The sequence below is a fragment of the Clostridium sp. HBUAS56017 genome (assembly GCF_007115085.1).
GTDB classification, from domain to species: domain Bacteria; phylum Bacillota; class Clostridia; order Clostridiales; family Clostridiaceae; genus Clostridium; species Clostridium cibarium.
This window is the reverse complement of the sequence record NZ_SULK01000006.1, coordinates 153,558-170,331: the sequence shown is the minus strand read 5'-3', so window position 1 is coordinate 170,331 and position 16,774 is coordinate 153,558. Positions and strand designations below refer to the sequence as shown.

The 16,774-nt window shown below is 29.2% G+C and carries 12 protein-coding genes and 1 other annotated feature; of the genes, 8 read left to right on the top strand and 4 right to left on the bottom strand.

The window, feature by feature from the left end; all coding sequences use genetic code 11:
- Positions 1–125 precede the first annotated feature (125 nt).
- Positions 126–1,229, bottom strand: a complete 1,104-nt coding sequence (locus FAY47_RS07850) for a GIY-YIG nuclease family protein (protein WP_143316142.1) — start codon at positions 1,227–1,229, stop codon at positions 126–128.
- Positions 1,230–1,439: 210 nt separating this feature from the next.
- On the opposite strand from FAY47_RS07850, the gene FAY47_RS07845 reads away from it, so the two are divergent.
- The 7 genes from FAY47_RS07845 to FAY47_RS07815 all read left to right on the top strand — a co-directional run bounded on the left by FAY47_RS07845 (position 1,440) and on the right by FAY47_RS07815 (position 11,504).
- Positions 1,440–1,778 (top strand): PadR family transcriptional regulator, encoded by a 339-nt coding sequence (locus FAY47_RS07845; RefSeq protein ID WP_143316141.1) that lies wholly within the window; start codon positions 1,440–1,442, stop codon positions 1,776–1,778.
- 17 nt (positions 1,779–1,795) lie between these two features.
- Entirely contained in the window at positions 1,796–2,527 is a 732-nt protein-coding gene (locus FAY47_RS07840) for a hypothetical protein (RefSeq protein ID WP_143316140.1), read from the top strand.
- A gap of 608 nt (positions 2,528–3,135) precedes the next feature.
- Positions 3,136–4,623 carry a carboxypeptidase-like regulatory domain-containing protein gene (locus FAY47_RS07835; RefSeq protein ID WP_143316139.1) on the top strand — a complete coding sequence of 496 codons (1,488 nt, stop codon included), beginning with the start codon at positions 3,136–3,138 and terminating at the stop codon, positions 4,621–4,623.
- Between the two features lie 134 nt (positions 4,624–4,757).
- On the top strand, positions 4,758–5,351 hold the full coding sequence (locus FAY47_RS07830; RefSeq protein ID WP_143316138.1) for a TetR/AcrR family transcriptional regulator: 594 nt from the start codon (positions 4,758–4,760) through the stop codon (positions 5,349–5,351).
- A gap of 89 nt (positions 5,352–5,440) precedes the next feature.
- Positions 5,441–6,145: an ABC transporter ATP-binding protein gene (locus tag FAY47_RS07825; RefSeq protein ID WP_143316137.1), complete on the top strand. Its 705-nt coding sequence runs from the start codon at positions 5,441–5,443 to the stop codon at positions 6,143–6,145.
- Positions 6,146–6,149: 4 nt separating this feature from the next.
- Positions 6,150–9,323, top strand: coding sequence for an FtsX-like permease family protein (locus tag FAY47_RS07820; RefSeq protein ID WP_143316136.1), 3,174 nt, complete (start codon positions 6,150–6,152; stop codon positions 9,321–9,323).
- A 171-nt stretch (positions 9,324–9,494) separates the two neighbouring features.
- Entirely contained in the window at positions 9,495–11,504 is a 2,010-nt protein-coding gene (locus FAY47_RS07815) for a methyl-accepting chemotaxis protein (RefSeq protein WP_143316135.1), read from the top strand.
- A 70-nt stretch (positions 11,505–11,574) separates the two neighbouring features.
- Here the strand turns inward: FAY47_RS07815 and FAY47_RS07810 are convergent, their stop codons facing one another.
- Both FAY47_RS07810 and tyrS read right to left on the bottom strand, forming a co-directional pair.
- Positions 11,575–12,261: a YjjG family noncanonical pyrimidine nucleotidase gene (locus FAY47_RS07810; protein WP_143316134.1), complete on the bottom strand. Its 687-nt coding sequence runs from the start codon at positions 12,259–12,261 to the stop codon at positions 11,575–11,577.
- Between the two features lie 30 nt (positions 12,262–12,291).
- Positions 12,292–13,491 carry a tyrosine--tRNA ligase gene (gene tyrS, locus FAY47_RS07805; RefSeq protein WP_143316133.1) on the bottom strand — a complete coding sequence of 400 codons (1,200 nt, stop codon included), beginning with the start codon at positions 13,489–13,491 and terminating at the stop codon, positions 12,292–12,294.
- 79 nt (positions 13,492–13,570) lie between these two features.
- Positions 13,571–13,835: a binding site (T-box leader), on the bottom strand.
- A gap of 244 nt (positions 13,836–14,079) precedes the next feature.
- Between tyrS and FAY47_RS07800 the strand changes: the two genes are divergently transcribed.
- A complete protein-coding gene (locus FAY47_RS07800) occupies positions 14,080–14,832 on the top strand; it encodes a hypothetical protein (protein WP_143316132.1) in 753 nt (250 codons plus the stop codon).
- An 84-nt stretch (positions 14,833–14,916) separates the two neighbouring features.
- Here FAY47_RS07800 and FAY47_RS07795 read toward each other — a convergent pair whose 3' ends face one another.
- Positions 14,917–16,521 carry a glycoside hydrolase family 5 protein gene (locus FAY47_RS07795; protein ID WP_243129572.1) on the bottom strand — a complete coding sequence of 535 codons (1,605 nt, stop codon included), beginning with the start codon at positions 16,519–16,521 and terminating at the stop codon, positions 14,917–14,919.
- Positions 16,522–16,774: the final 253 nt, after the last annotated feature.

The window sequence follows — 16,774 nt, the reverse complement described above, 5'->3', positions numbered from 1 at the left end:
CTTGTCTTAAGCTAATGGTTGGCACTATCAACCCCCATATCGGACTTTCACCGACTAGTACGTGCCCATGCTGGGCACACATAATGAAGCACTAAAAGGTTATTTTTAGTGCTTCATAAAAAAGACTAGCTAGATTTATAATTTAATTTTGACAAAAGCAGATTTTTAAGTGAATTATAGACTATTGCAGTATCAGTAGTGTTTAACCATTTTTCTGGAAGCACAAAATGTTTGCAGTCATTAGAGTTGTTTTTAATATAGTTATAAATTATTTCAGACTCATCTATTAAATCTTTCTCAATAGGCATCATATTTTCTATGGTGCTATTTTTATAATGGAATAAAATATTTTCAATTAAAAGGGATATTACACTTTCTTCATTATGAATTTTTAATAAATATTTTTTGCTAAAAAGTACTTTATTGCCCTTAATAATAAAGAATTTAAAAGTATTATTATTTAAAGGGTGAATTAGAATTATATTTTTGTTTTCCTTTGCATAATCTAGAACCTTAGCTTTATAAATTAGATATTTTATTGATTCTAAATAATTTCTATATTTAAGAGCATTTTCAAAATCTAACATTTCAGATGAAGCATTCATCTTATCAGTTATTTCATTAAGTATACTAATATCCACTCCCTTTAGTAAGTTAATTATTTTATTTACTATTAAGTTATAGTCTTTTCTCTTATTGTTATCTAAACACATACCAATGCATAAACCTAGAGAGTAATTTAAACAAGATTTTTGCTTTCTTAAATTGATACTACACATAATATTATAAAACTCTTTAATGGATTTAAGACTCTTTTCTAAAGTGTTCTTATTAGTATATGGACCAAAATAAAGATGTCCATCATTAAGGTTGTAACAATTAGAAATGTTAATATCAGCATATTCTTCTTTTATTTTTATCTGTATATAAGAATAGGATTTAGTATTTTTCATTAGTTTATTGTATGTTGGCTTTAGTTTATTAATTAATTTGCATTCCAGTATGAAAGCTTCAAATTCTGTATCAGTAACTATATAGTTAAAATCTTTTAGATTTTTAACTAATTTTTGAATCTTGGATGAGTGGGATTTTGAATTATAAAAATATGAAGCAACTCTATTTTTAAGATTTTTTGATTTCCCTACATAAATTACATTATCAAGAGAGTCTTTCATTAAATAAACTCCCGGGGAAGATGGGAGTTCTTTTATTTTTTCTTTTAAGGTCATACTACCTTCTCCTTAATAAATATTTAGTATATTCATAATATCATAACTGAAGGGGAGAGGTGCGGGAGATGTTATTGGATAAAATGCCATTATTAATTTAGATTGTGCGTGTTTAAATTAAGTGCCATTATATTGATGTGCTTACATATTGAAGCATATTGTGCGTAGTATTATAATGTACTTAGTAATACTAAGTATGGAGGTAAGAGAATGCCTGAACTTGATAATCAACTTAAAAAAGGAGTTCTTTCGATAATTGTACTTAAATTTATCAGTAATAAAGATAGGTATGGATATGAGATAATACAAGAGCTAGACCAAATTAGCAGAGGATATTATAAGCTGAAAGAGGGAACATTATATCCAATATTGTATAGGTTGGAGGATAGTGGTTGGATTGAAAATTACAGAGTTGTTAGTGAAGATGACAAAAAGGTTCCAAGAAAGTATTATCGTATAACTGAAAAAGGTAAGGAAGCGTTAAATGAACAATTGGAAACTTGGAGAAATTTTAATAATACTACAAATTCGATTTTTAATAAAATATAAAAATGGGAGGATATATTATGAATAAAGAATTTCAGGAATATACGAAAAAAGTATTAAAGTACATTGGTATAGATGGGGAAGAATCAGGAAGAATTAATGAAGATATTTATACATCCTTGATTGAAAAGCAACAAGAAACTGGTGAAGATGATCCATATAAGCTTATGGGAGATCCAGTAGAAGTAGCAAAGGAATTTAGAGAGAACCTTGGTATTGAAAGTGAAGAATTTATATATAATTCTTCTGGTAAATATGAATATGAGTATAAATCTAAGAGAAAAATATTTGGAATTCCATTAGTTCATATAATAAAGAACAGAAGTAGCTTTGGTGTGGCAAAGGGAATAATAGCATTTGGTCCAATATCTATAGGAGTTATATCTATGGGAGTTGTTTCTGTCGGGGCTTTGAGCTTTGGAGCATTATCTCTTGGATTGCTTATAGGGATAGGTGGTTGTTCTATTTCTGGTATATTATCGGTTGGAGGATTAGCATTATCAGGATTTGCCAGTATTGGAGGATTTGCAGCTGCTAAATATTTTGCATTTGGAGGATATGCTATGGCTGATATAGCTATAGGCGGGGTTACTAAGGGAATAGTTGGCGTTTATAATCAGAGTGCTTCAGGGACTTATTTATTTAAATCACCTGCTAAGATTAATGAAGTAATGTATGCGGTAAAGGAAGTACATCCTGCTATTGGTAATTTGTTTTCAAAAGTCATGGAGTTTTTCTGTAGCATAATATAAAGATAATCAAAATTTTATTTAGTTAATTTTTAAATAAAAATAATGGAACATAGGTAAGTTTAAGAAAAATTTACCCATGTTCCTAAATAAAGAACTTAACAGCGTAACTCACACCCATATAGATAATTTAATATCTAATTATAATCTTTCGACTATAATTAAACAGTTCACTACCCATAAAGATACTTTGTTCGACCAAAGTAGATAATTACACCACCATATATAACCTCACGGCTATATATGATAATTACATCACCTAAATCAATCTTAGCTTAACCCTATAAAATAAGTTGGAATCTCATTATAATAAATTGCTAATCGACTATAATGGGAATTTTCCTAACTTTATAGAATTGTACATTTGCTAAAACGTAGGTATTTCACCTATGTTAAAGTTTCATGAAAATATATTTTTGAAAATATATTTCTGCTTCATCTGCTAAGTTCTTTATGATATTAGTTTGTCTAAAATAATGATTAAGATACTATGAAAGTTATTTCATTTTTAAAAAAATATAGAAAAATCAGAAAAAATATACAAAAAGTATAATATATTGAAAGAACTTCTCGATAATATAATAGAAATTATAATATAGGAGGGGAAAGATATGAAAAAAATGTCAACTGTAGTAGCTGTATTATTTTTGTTTTTATCAATAATAGTTCCAAGTAATAAAACATCAGCAGCTACTAAATTACCTAGTAAAACAATAAATGTGGAAGGTAGTAACGTTAATCTTGATCAACTTGAGAAGATTAATGTTAATGATTTGGAATTAAATAATTCTAATGAAATTAAAACTACTATTACACCAGATAAGAGTGTTAATTCTATTGAAAAAACTAGTAATTCTAAAATGTTAATGAGTACTTTGAATAGTGAAGAAGCAAGCGCTAATAGGCCTCCAGTAGCTAATTTAGCGTATGCTGTATTAAATCCGGATTCGGAGATTAACGGTAAAATTACAACTAATACTCAAATTGCATGGCTTATGTCATATAATGGGACAAACTATACTTATGATCCAGATGGAGATAGTATTACTAATATAACTGTTGCTGGAATTCCACAAGATTCAATTGTTCAAACACTAGTTGATTCTAATAAAAATATTATTGGATTTGTGACACAATTCAAAACAGCAGCTCAGTATACAATGTTATTTCAAGTTCAAGATTCTAAAGGAGCGTTATCAAATGTTTATAATGCTACATTATCTATAGAGCCAGCAGATGGTAGTGCAAGACCAGTATGCAAATTAAACACTTCATTTTCAAATTTAATTAAAATTGGAACAGAATATAATATTAGTTGGGCTAACTCAACTGATGCAGATAGTGGAGATTCTATAACTAAAGGAGAAATTGTAGTTAAAAAGGATGGAAACATAATTACTGATAGTGTTATATCGGATTCTAAAAGTTATACATTTAAAGTAAATGAAGTTGGAACTTATTTTATATTGTCTAGAGTTCAAGATAGCAAGGGTAATTGGTCAGATTGGGATATTCGTCAAGTTATGGCTAATGTTCCAATGAATATAAAAAATGTAAAAATTACATCAGTTAGTGACAATGATTTTGATTTTAATAATTATGGTATTTGGTTTAGAGAAGATGATGCTTGTGCTCAAATAAGGAATTTGCCTGCAGATAAGCTTTATGATGAATTTGTTTTATATAAGCAACCTAGTCCAGGAAAGATAATAGAAAATGGTTTTAGCGTTGAAGGAACTGTAACTAATACAGATAATACACCTATAGCTAATCAAATAGTGTCCATAAGTTTAGAAATGCCAAGAACAACTATTCAAAAAAAAGTAGCTACTGATTCAACAGGTAAATTTAGTTTACAAGTTTCAAAGGATGAGTTTTCACAATATAATCCTGCATTTATAAAAACACAATATGTTTATTTTAGTAATTATAATACAATGTATATGTATCCAAGTGCCTTAGTAGTAACTGCAGGGAGTGAGCAGAAAATAATGCCTACATTTGTTGTAACAAATATTTTTAAAGGTAAGGTAATGGCAAAAAAATATGTGAGAGTTCAAGTAAGTGATACTGAACAAGAATGGCGTGCAATAGATTAGTTTAAAATTTATAAAGAAAATAGTAGCTATCAATTAGAAATGATGCTACTATTTTTTTATTTAATTGTTAAGTTTTTCGTTGACAAAAGAGTAAAAGTAAGCGTAAAATTTTAAAAGAGAACGGGGGTTTTCTAATGCAATATTTAAAAGAAGAAGTAAGAGATAAAATAAAGAAAGAAGCTCTAAAAGAGTTTAAAAACGTAGGATATAAAGGAGCCTCTATAAGGCGTATAGCTGCAAATTCAAATACATCTGTTGGAAATCTTTATAAATATTTTGATAGCAAAGAAGCCCTATATGAAAATATTATTGGATCTGTATATAATAGGCTTATGAACTATATTAATGAATTGGGTAAAGTTGAGCTAAATGAAAAAGCTTGCGATATATTTTATAAGATTACAGAAAAAGTAATGGAAATTTTTAGAGAAAGTAGTATTGAAATTGCTGTACTACTTAATAAAAGTCAAGGCTCTAAGTATGAGAATTGCAAATCATATTTTGTGGATTTTGTAACTAGAACAGTGACGGAAGTGACGATATATGAATTATCAAAACGAGGGAAGACTTTAAGTGATAATTTTATTATATACTTACTTTCTAACAGTCTTGTAGAAAGTATTTCTATTATTGTTAAGGAGAGAGAGGATGGTGAAGTTGTTAGAAAATTAATAATATCTGTAATAGATATTTTTTTCAAAGACATAGAAGATAAAGTAAATATTTAAAAATTAGAATCTGTTGCTTAAATAGGCAACAGTAATTTTAAAAATCAAAAGAGAACTATGGTTCACAGCAAAATCGTGGGAGGAAAACTATGGGTAGTTTTATAGAATTGAAAAACGTTAAAAAAAGCTACACTATGGGGGAAGTGGCCATAACGGCAGTTGATGATGTCTCTTTCTCCATAGATAAAGGAGAATTAGTTATAGTTCTCGGAGCAAGTGGAGCAGGAAAATCTACTATACTTAATCTTTTAGGTGGTATGGATCATGTAACAGAAGGAAGTATTTTGGTAGATGGTAATGATATTAGTAAATATAATAATAAAATGCTTACTAAATATAGAAGAGAAGAGATAGGTTTTGTATTTCAATTTTATAATTTAGTTCAAAATTTGAATGCAGTGGAAAATGTGGAGTTAGCAGTAGAAATATGTAAGAATCCACTAGAACCAGTTGAGGTACTAAAGAATGTAGGACTTGAACATAGATTGTACAATTTTCCGTCACAATTATCTGGGGGAGAGCAACAAAGAGTATCTATAGCTAGAGCACTTGCTAAAAATCCTAAGTTGCTTCTTTGTGATGAACCTACAGGAGCCCTTGATTATAACACAGGTAAATCCATATTGAAGCTTCTTTGTGATACAGTAAAGAATTACAATATGACAGTTGTTATAATAACTCATAATTCAGCTATAGCACCTATTGGAGATAAAATAATAACAGTAAAAAGTGGAAAGATTGAAAGTATTAAATCTAATACCAATCCAGTATCTATAGAAAGTATAGAGTGGTAATAAGATGAAAAATACATTTTTTAAAAATTTATTTAGAGATATAAAAAAGACACTTTCAAGGTTTTTATCTATTGTGATAATTATAGCTATTGGTGTGTCATTTTATGCAGGTGTTAGAGCAACAAGTCCAGATATGAAGAAGTCAGGAGATAGTTACTTTGACGATTATAGACTTATGGACTATAAAATGATTTCCACATTAGGATTAACTGAAGATGATGTGAAAGCAGCAAGTGATTTAGATGGAGTGGCTGATGCTGAAGGTGCATATTCTTTAGATGCAGTTACTGAAAGAGATCAAAAATCCTTAGTTCTAAATATTAATTCAGTACCAAAGGAAGATGGAATAAATAAGATAAGGTTAGTTAGCGGTAGATTACCAGAAAAATCAGATGAAGCTATAGTAGAATCCAGGTTTTTAAAGGAATATAAATTAGAGATTGGAGACTCTTTAGAACTTCAATCAGGTAGTGAGAAATACATAGGAGATAACCTTACAAATAGCAAGTTTACAATAGTTGGAGCTGCTGAATCACCATTATATATTTCTGCACAAAGGCAACTAAGTTCTGTTGGAAATGGTACCGTTAGAGGTTTTGTATATATACTTCCAGAAGTATTTAAAAGTGAAGTGTTTACAGAAATGTATATAAAGACAAATGTTGAAGAATCTAGGGAAAGCCTTTCTAATAATAAAGAATATAAGAATTCTATAAAAAATATTGAAGAAAATATAAAGAACTTTGGAGAAGAAAGAGGAGAGATTCGATATAATGATATCCTTGATTCAGCTAGTAAAAAAATTCAAGAAGCAGAAGATAAATTAAACAACAGCAAAAAGGAAGCGGAAAGTAAATTTGCTGAAGCTCATAAGGCTTTAGATGATGCAAATGAAAAGATTATAAAAGGTGAAGAAGAATTAAAAAGTAATGAAGCCTTATTTAATAAAAAAATGGCTGTTGGGAAAAAGCAATTAGAAGATAATAAAGCAGCTTTGTTAGCTGGAGAAAATCAATTAGAATCAGGTAAAGAACAAGCAGCAAAAGGGCTTGAAGGTGTAATAGGAAAACAAGTTAGTGAAGCTAAAAATCTTTTAGATTCAGAACCAAACAATCAAATATATATTGCTAAATTTAATTCTATAAACTCCTTTTATGAGAATAATATCAAAGGCAAGGATTTTCATAGCATATATAATGCACTTAAGAGCAATGGAATGTTGTCAGTAGTGAATGAAAACCCTAAAATAGCAGAATTACTTAGAAAAAGTTCAGAGATTGAGAATGGCAAAGTAAAATTATCTCAAGGAGAAGTAGATTATAATAAAGGAAGAGAAGAGGGACTGAAAAAATTATCAGAAGGAAAAACTTCTCTTGAAAAAGGTAAGAAGGAATTAGAAAATAATACTGTGAAATTAAGGGGAGAAGAAGAGAAAGCTAACAAGCAAATAGCTGATGGAGAAGCTGAAATTATTAAAAATAGAGAAAAGCTTAATAATATAAAAAAAACAGAATGTTATGTGCTTGGAAGAACAGCTAATGTAGGTTATGAAACTTATAGACAAGATAGTGATAGGATAGATAATATAGGAAAAGCTTTCCCACTGATATTTTTCTTGGTTGCAGCTTTAGTAAGTCTTACAACAATGACTAGAATGGTTCAAGAGAATAGAATAGAAATAGGTACATTTAAGGCGTTAGGATATTCTAGACTTACAATAGTATGTCATTATTTGATATATTCTCTTACAGCAAGTTTACTTGGAAGCTTACTAGGTATTTCTTTTGGATTTAAGTTATTCCCGCCACTAATAATGAATGCATATAGTTCAATATATACTATGCCTAATTCTATAACTTTCTTTAATGTAAATTTAGCGTTACAAGCATCTTTAATAGCTATTTTATTTACAACAATAGCGGCAGTTGGTGCTACAATTGGAGAACTTAGAGAGGTTCCAGCATCGCTTCTTAGGCCCAAACCACCTAAAGCAGGAAAGAAGATATTACTTGAAAGTATACCTTTTATATGGAAAAGATTAAAGTTTACAAGAAAAGTTACGGCAAGAAATATATTAAGATATAAACAAAGATTTTTCATGACAGTTATAGGTATAGGGGCTTGCACTGGATTAATGGTAACAGGTTTTGGGCTAAAAGGAGGGATAATAGGAGCTACAGAAAGACAATTTGATGAAATCTATAAATATCAAATGACAGCATCATTGAAAGATACTATTAGCCTAGAGGAAAAAGAAAATTTGAAAAATAAAATAATGGAGGATTCTAATATAGATTCAGTATTATTCTATTATTCAAAGAACACTTCAGCACAAAATGTTGATTCATCTAGTGAAGATGTCTATTTAGTTGTACCAGAGGATAAGGGGGCACTTAATGATTATATTGAGTTGTCTAGTAAGAATAAAGGACTAAATCTAGGTGATGATGGAGTAGTAGTAACTGAAAAGTTTGCTAAACTTATTGATAAAAAAGTAGGAGATACTTTTGATTTAGAAATAGACAATAAAGTTTATAATGTTAAAATTTCGGATATAACAGAACATTATATTCAACATTATGTTTATATGAGTCCTGATTATTATAGAAATGTAATAGGTGAAACTCCAGTAGTTAATAACTTTTATGGTCTTTTAAATGATACATCAGAATCCAGTGAAGATAATACGTCGAAGATTTTAAAAGGTATAGATAAAATAAATTCTGTAAGCTTTAAAAGTAATGTACATGGTGAATTTGGGAGGAGCATGGATAGTGTAAATTCAGTAGTACTAATTCTTATAGTTTCAGCAGGAGTTTTAGCTTTTATTGTAATATATAATCTTACAAATATAAATATTAATGAGAGAAGAAGAGAGCTTGCTACAATAAAGCTTCTAGGATTTTATAATAATGAATTAGCATCATATATTTATAGAGAAAATATTATTCTTACAGTTATAGGAAGTTTAGTTGGAATATTTATAGGTATATTCTTAGATAATTTTGTAGTTACAACTGCGGAGACAAATATTATGATGTTTATGAGACATATCGGAGTGCAGTATTTCTTGTATTCAATAATTCTCACAATTTTCTTCTCTGTAGTAGTAAATTTAGTTATGTATAATAGATTTGATAAGATAGATATGATAGAATCCCTTAAAAGTGCAGAATAATAAAAGAAAGTCGTGCTAGATAAGCATGACTTTCTTTTATACAAAAATATACAAGCAATAAAAAGATAAATTAAATATGATAATAAGTTATTTGAAAATTATTAAAAAGAATATAAAGATACCGAGAAAAAAGACGAAATATACATATGAGATTTTTTAGGAGGCTTATATATGAATAAAGCGAAAATTGGAAAAAGTAAATTAAATTTTAATAGTCTTAAAGTAAAATTGATGATTATATTAATTGTAATTTGTCAAGTTCCTTTAATATCATTTGGTGCGATAACTTATAAAATGACTGGTAACATACTTTATAGTAAGCTTAAGGCTACTACAAATCAAGAAGTTGACTTAGTAAATGTAGCAGTGGACAATTATTTTAATGGTTTAATTGCAAGTACTGAGATGCTTTCGAATAATATTGATTTTAAAGAAATAATTATACATCCAGATTTAGAGTTCAATGCTAAAAGTTTGATAAAAGGTATTAAAGATACTAATGGTGATATTGAATTAATACAATTTTCTACAACAGATAAGAAGACTATAAAATATCCAGAAGAACAAACAGAAGCAGGCTATGATCCAACTTCAAGACCTTGGTATAAAGGAGCAGTGGAGAATAAGGAAAAGATTTATATTACTGAGCCTTATAAATCAAATGGAAAGTTAGTTGTTGGGATAGCAAAGAGTGTAACTTATAATAATGAGATAATAGGTGTTATTTCAATAAGTGTTAATTTAGATAAGTTAGCAGAAAAAATATCTGAGTTTAAAGTTGGTAATGAAGGATATATATATATTTCTGATGTTAATGGAGTAATAATATCTCATCCAGATAAATCTATTATAGGAGAAGGTGCAGCAGCAAAACAAACTTATTGGAATGAAGTTAAGGAAAATTCTAAAGGTTTTACTGAGTATATATACAATGGTGAAAGTAAATATGCAAGTTATTCCACTAATAACACAACTGGGTGGAAGATACTGGCTTCTATGCCTGAAAATGAGCTGAAAGTAGATACTAATAAGATCGTTAAATTACTTATCATATTCTTTATTGTAGCGTTACCAATAAATTTAATAGTTGCATCTGTATTTAGTAAGGGAATAAACGATAGTATAAAGAAATTAAAGGAAATATTTGGTAAAGCTTCTGCGGGTGATCTTACAGAGAGACTTCATATTAAGTCTAAGGATGAATTTGGAGATTTAGCAAACAGCTTTAACAGTATGACTGACGGAATATGTGATTTAATAAGTAGTGTAAAAAAATCATCAGAAACAATAGCTGATACCGCAGTATCTATTTCTACTATGAGTGATCAAACTACAAGTGCAGTGGAAGATATAGCAAAAACTATTGATCAAGTTTCTGTTGGAAGTACTGAGCAGGCTAGAGATGTTGAAGCTTCAGTTGAAGAGTTACAAGAACTTGTATATAAACTTCAAGAGATAAATGAACAAGCAAAGAGTATGCATAATGTTTCTGAAAATACAGATAAAATGACTAAAGACGGACTATTTGCAATGGACATACTTTCGAGTAAATCTGTAGACACTAATAATGCATCAGATAAGATAGAAATAGCTGTAAAAGATATGAGTGGTGCATCAAGTAATATTAGAACAATAATAAATAGTATAAATGCAATTGCAGAACAGACCAATTTACTAGCTTTAAATGCAGCTATCGAAGCAGCTAGAGCAGGTGAAGCAGGAAGAGGATTCTCTATAGTAGCAGATGAAATAAGAAAGTTAGCAGAAGAGTCAACCTTAGCTACAAAAGATATAGAAAAGCTAATAGAAGAAGTTGATGATAAATCCCAAGTAGCAGTTAAAGCAGTTAATGAGGCTAAATCAACAATTCAAGAACAAGGAGAAGCTGTTAACAAAACAAAAGCGACATTTGATAGTATAGCTAAGGCAATTGATAATTTAACAAATATGATTAATACTGTTCAAAATTCTATTATCGGCATTGATAAGGAAAAAGATGTTATAATGGAAAAGATGCAAAATCTTTCAGCAATATCTGAAGAAACTGCAGCAAGCACAGAAGAGGTATCTGCAGCTACAGAAGAAGTATCTGCAACTATGGAAGATTTTAATGGAAATGCAAAAAATCTTAAGGATTTAGCAGAAAATTTAAGTGAAGATATAAATAAGTTTAGGATATAAAAAAAAGCTAAATAGATGTTATTAAGAAAGGATGTAGTTGTTTCATTACAGAAATAACTACATCCTAATTTTATTTAAGTATATTATTAAGTTTCATCAAATTAGAGATTTCATAAGTAGGTTTAAACCTTGTTCTATTTATATTTTTATTAGGATTATACCAGCAAGTGTCTATGTTAAAGTTTATGCCACCTTGAATATCAGAATTCAAGCTATCTCCTACCATTAGAACTTTGTTTTTATCAGTATAATTTAGATTATCTAGAGTAATTTCAAATATTTTAGAATCAGGTTTTGATACCTTAACTTCTTCAGAGACTGTTATACACTGAAAGTATTTTGATATAGGAGATTTCTTTATTCTATTATCTTGCACAGATTTAAGCCCATTTGTAACTATTGCAAGTTTATATTTTTTGTAGAGACCTTCAATAAGTTTCATACTTTCAGCGAATAAAAAGGATGCATTTGATAAGTGTTTCATATAGATTTCTGCAAACTTTACTTCATCAAATTTTATATTCAATTTATCAGATAGTCTTTTAAATCTTTCAACTTTCAATTTATCTTGAGTAATACGACCATCTTCGAACTCTTTCCATATAGCTGTATTTATTTCGTGATATATTTTTAAATGGTGACTTTCATTATATTCTAAACCAAATTCAAGCATAGTATTTTTAAAAGCTTCTTTTTCAGATCTTCTAAAATCAAATAAAGTTTCATCTGCGTCAAATAGTATAACTTGATATTTCATAATTACCCTCCTATTAGTTAATTCTTGTAATTATAACATATTAATCAATATTTTAAAAAATATTTTCTTGCCTATTTGTAAGACTAATTCAGAAGTTAAATTTAGTTCTTCAATATTTACTAACTTTTTGCCATTAATCTTAACACCACCTTGAGATATCAATCTTTTAAATTCACTTTTACTCTTAACAAGATTATTTTGTACAACTATATCAGCTAAATTAAAGTTTTTAAATGTAGTTTCAAATACTTCTATATCATTAGGAATTTCCCCTTTTTGAAAAACTTTTTGAAATCTTTCTTTAGCCATCTCAGAAGCTTCTTTTCCATGGTATAGTTTTACTATTTCTTTAGAGAGTTTTATTTTTACATCCCTTGGATTGATTGTATTATCTTCAAGGGATATTTTTATTTTTTTTATTTCATCTGGATGAATATCAGTTACTAATTCAAAGTATTTTATAATAAGTGAATCTGGTATCGTCATAGCTTTTTGAAACATGATAGCAGGGGATTCATCAATTCCAATATAATTATCTAAACTTTTACTCATTTTATTTTTACCATCAAGGCCTTCAAGTAGTGGCATAAATAATGTAGCTTGAGGTTCTTTAAAAAATTCTTTTTGAAGCATTCTTCCCATAAGAACGTTAAACCTTTGATCAGTTCCTCCAATTTCAATATCTGCATTTATTTCAACAGAGTCATAACCTTGCATTAACGGGTAGAAGAATTCATGGACTGATATAGGAATTTGATTTTCATATCTCTTTTTAAAGTCATCTCTTTCAAGCATCCTTGCTACAGTTATTTTTGAGCCTAAATTAACTACATCCTCAAAGTTCATTTTAGATAACCATTCACTGTTGAATCTAACTTCTGTCTTTGTTTTATCTAGAATTTTAAAAATTTGAGATTTGTAAGTTTTAGCATTTTCAAGAACTTGTTCTGTGGTTAAGGCTTTTCTAGCTTTAGATTTGCCAGTTGGATCACCTATTTTACCAGTAAAATCACCAATAATTAAGATAACCTTATGACCTAAATCTTGAATTTGCTTTAATTTTCTTAGGACAACAGTGTGTCCTAAATGAATATCAGGGGCACTTGGGTCAAGACCAAGCTTTACAATTAATTCTTTCTTTTTGCCTAGTCTTTTCTTTAAGTCATCAAATCCTATTATTTCATCTACACCCTTCATTATTATTTTTAATTGTTCATCTATATCTTTCATTAATGATTCCTCCTTAAAATTATTTAATATATTAAAAATAGCGCCATTTTGTTTTCAAAATAAAAAAACTCTCATCCTATAAAAGGACGAGAGTATAACTCACGTGTTACCACCTAATTTCATTGTTATTTCACAATAACAACCTCATAAAGTACGACAATTTAAGTAAATTGTTTATACCCATGCATTTATAACGGATGCAAATCCGGCATCAGCCTACTGGTTGTAATCTTTCGGAGTGCAGCTCAGGGATGTATTCAAATTAACTTGTTTTGTTCCTTTCACCAGCCGGAACCTCTCTGAAAAACTCTATTAATTTTACTAATTCTCTTCAAAGCTTTAATAATTTATGTATTATTATATACCATAAATGACAAATGTCAATATTATTTTTTTTGTAAATAAATTTATTTAATTAGTAAGTTGTAACTATGCAAGAAATTATACGTAATAGGAAATATTGTAAAAAATCAGGAAATGATGTATAATAAATTTACAGTCGTGTAATATTTAGGAAAATAGCACGACGAAAATTTAAATACATTGGAATTATTTTTGAAAAATAGTCAATGAGAAAGGAGGTTATTTATGAAGGTAAAGAAAATGCTTACTATAGGTTTTGTATTTATATCTTTCATCATATTATTAGTTCCTCATAATGCTTATGCAAAACAAGTTACAATGAAGGATATCCCTGAATTAAAGGTGCTTATAGGCAAAGGGCATAATAATGGAACATTAGGACCTATTCAAATTGTGCCTGTAAATCTGATGAAAGATGGGACAAGCAGTATACCAGCTTATCTTATAACATTGTCAGGAACAGAATTTGCGCCAAATCAAGCAACGGATATTTGGGCAGATTTAAGGTCAGGGTTTGAGTTAGATAGTCCATACATACATGCCGTAGTGAATGCTATAATGAATGATATTCCTAAAAATTCGAACTTAATAATTTGTGGACATAGTCTTGGGGGAATGATAGCAGAACAAGTATCTGGCAAATCAACTATAAAAGATAATTACAATATTCTTAATGTAGTGACCCTAGGTTCGCCTCTCGTAAATCCTTTTGGACGTGAAGGAACAATACGAAGACTTGGAGATACAGCGGATATAGTTCCTTACTTAAGTATGTCAGGTACATTCCTGTTACCATGGCAAGTGATTGGATTAAACAGAGAGAATGGCGGTTATACTAATCCTATGGAGGCTCATAATAAAAGTTATTTAAGAGAAGATGTTTGGGGAAGATATGATGTACTTGGATTTAAGGATGGTAAATCATATTTCTTATATGATGATTCTAATATAAAATTTTATAAAGCACCAAATGAATAATGATTAATTTAATCAAAAAAGACAATGATAGCAAGTAGGTACTTGAATCATTGTCTTTTATCATATTATTAAAGTTATAAATTGCTATTCAGCTGTTACATAATCTAAATATATTGAACTAGACCATGATGCATTATCTCCAGCGATATATTGTACTCCAATTTCTTTAACATCATTAAGGTCTGAAACCTTAGATAAATCAAAAGTAAGTTCAGTTCCTTTTGAACTTGAATTTATTTTAGTATATTCTCCATCAAACCACTTATAAGAATCACCTGTTTTAACGTATAGTTTAGCACCCATACCAGTTCCTTGATTTCCCCATTCTGCGTGACGGACTATAGCTTTTAATTTTGATTTCCCACTTAAATCTTGCTTTCCTGATAAAGTTAAATAATATTGAGCTCTACTTGAAAGATTAATATCAGCTCTTAGAGAATTGTTACCACTATGTTTCCATTCCCATGATACAGTTGGAGCATTTAAGGTATTAACTGCATTCCATCCACCTGTGCTTCCTTCAAAATCATAAAGAACTGAGCTACTTTTACCGTTTACATTAGCACCTCTCATAAGTGCAGAAACTATCTCTGGGCAGTCAAAATTTAATGTGTTTCTATTTAATATACCAAATGTGTCTTCTTTTCCAGCAGTAGATGTTCCATTATCCCACCAAACAGGTGTAATATGTCTTGATCTTGCTGCTTTAGCAAAATACTCTGCATGAGCTGTTCTTGATGATTTATTATTTTTATTGATTGTACCGAATTCACCTATAACTACAGGATGTCCATTCTTTACAAATTTATTAGCTATTGCATCAAAACTCGAATCCATTTCACTCTTATCAGCATCACTTCCCCAATTAGCGGTTCCATCTAGTGGCATAGCGAAAAGATAAGGTGAATACGTATGTAGTGATACTATAACTTTTTTATCGTTATTTGGAATAACTAAATCATCTACTGCAGCTGAGATTGAAGATGCAGCAAGTGTTGGCACCATAATACATCTAGATGCGTTATTGTTACCAGTACTTCTTATTGTATTTACAGCAGCTAAGTTATAATTATTGATTACATCACGATTCTCATGGGAACCTCCTGACCATTCATTAGCAGCTCCAACTGGTCTTGGTTCATTCATTGTTTCAAAAATTAAATAATCACCATATTTATTGAATCTATTTGCAATTTGAGTCCATGCTTTGGTAAGTTGAGCCTTTACTTCTTTCTCTTTTGAATAAGTTGGTATTAGCCATGAATCTTCATGATGTATATTTAAAATAACATACATATCATTGTCAAAAGCATAATTCATTACTTCCTCTACTCTATCAAACCATGCTGGATCTATAATATAGTTAGGGGCAGAGCCCATATGATTATACCAAGTAGTTGGAATTCTTATGGTATTAAATCCTGCTGCTTTTATTCTATCGATCATTGCATGAGTAGTTTTAGGATTTCCCCAACTCATTTCAGTTGAAAGTGGACCAGATGTAGGAGTACCAGTGGCATCAAGTGTATTCCCTAAATTCCATCCAATTTTCATATCGTCTACAATACCTTGTGCTGGTATATCACGCATTCCTGTGAAAGCTGTAGATGCTGATGCAGTACCCCCCTTAGATAAAGTTATAGCAGAAAAAGCAAGTGCGAAGATTAATAATTTCTTTCTTTTAATCATTGTTTTATCCCCCTTATATTTTTAGATATTTAGTAAAATTTTATATATTTATGAAATTTTATGTTCGATAAATATATAAAAATTTTAACCAATAATTAACTTTAGGTAAATAATATTTCGTAAAATGCATTTTATAGTCATTAAATTACCTATTTGGGTTATTTTAAGACAAAGTTACATATTAATGATGATATTTTTATAGGAACTCTAAGAGTTCTTTTATATTTTATATATAAATACTTGTGGAAAATTT

What these genes read in the sequence shown, in the direction of transcription:
- FAY47_RS07850 (WP_143316142.1), bottom strand. Translation starts at nt 1,229, where the DNA reads ATGACCTTAAAAGAAAAAATAAAAGAACTCCCATCTTCCCCGGGAGTT.
- FAY47_RS07845 (WP_143316141.1), top strand. Translation starts at nt 1,440, where the DNA reads ATGCCTGAACTTGATAATCAACTTAAAAAAGGAGTTCTTTCGATAATT.
- FAY47_RS07800 (WP_143316132.1), top strand. Translation starts at nt 14,080, where the DNA reads ATGAAGGTAAAGAAAATGCTTACTATAGGTTTTGTATTTATATCTTTC.
- FAY47_RS07820 (WP_143316136.1), top strand. Translation starts at nt 6,150, where the DNA reads ATGAAAAATACATTTTTTAAAAATTTATTTAGAGATATAAAAAAGACA.
- FAY47_RS07830 (WP_143316138.1), top strand. Translation starts at nt 4,758, where the DNA reads ATGCAATATTTAAAAGAAGAAGTAAGAGATAAAATAAAGAAAGAAGCT.
- FAY47_RS07825 (WP_143316137.1), top strand. Translation starts at nt 5,441, where the DNA reads ATGGGTAGTTTTATAGAATTGAAAAACGTTAAAAAAAGCTACACTATG.
- tyrS (WP_143316133.1), bottom strand. Translation starts at nt 13,491, where the DNA reads ATGAAAGATATAGATGAACAATTAAAAATAATAATGAAGGGTGTAGAT.
- FAY47_RS07835 (WP_143316139.1), top strand. Translation starts at nt 3,136, where the DNA reads ATGAAAAAAATGTCAACTGTAGTAGCTGTATTATTTTTGTTTTTATCA.
- FAY47_RS07810 (WP_143316134.1), bottom strand. Translation starts at nt 12,261, where the DNA reads ATGAAATATCAAGTTATACTATTTGACGCAGATGAAACTTTATTTGAT.
- FAY47_RS07795 (WP_243129572.1), bottom strand. Translation starts at nt 16,521, where the DNA reads ATGATTAAAAGAAAGAAATTATTAATCTTCGCACTTGCTTTTTCTGCT.
- FAY47_RS07840 (WP_143316140.1), top strand. Translation starts at nt 1,796, where the DNA reads ATGAATAAAGAATTTCAGGAATATACGAAAAAAGTATTAAAGTACATT.
- FAY47_RS07815 (WP_143316135.1), top strand. Translation starts at nt 9,495, where the DNA reads ATGAATAAAGCGAAAATTGGAAAAAGTAAATTAAATTTTAATAGTCTT.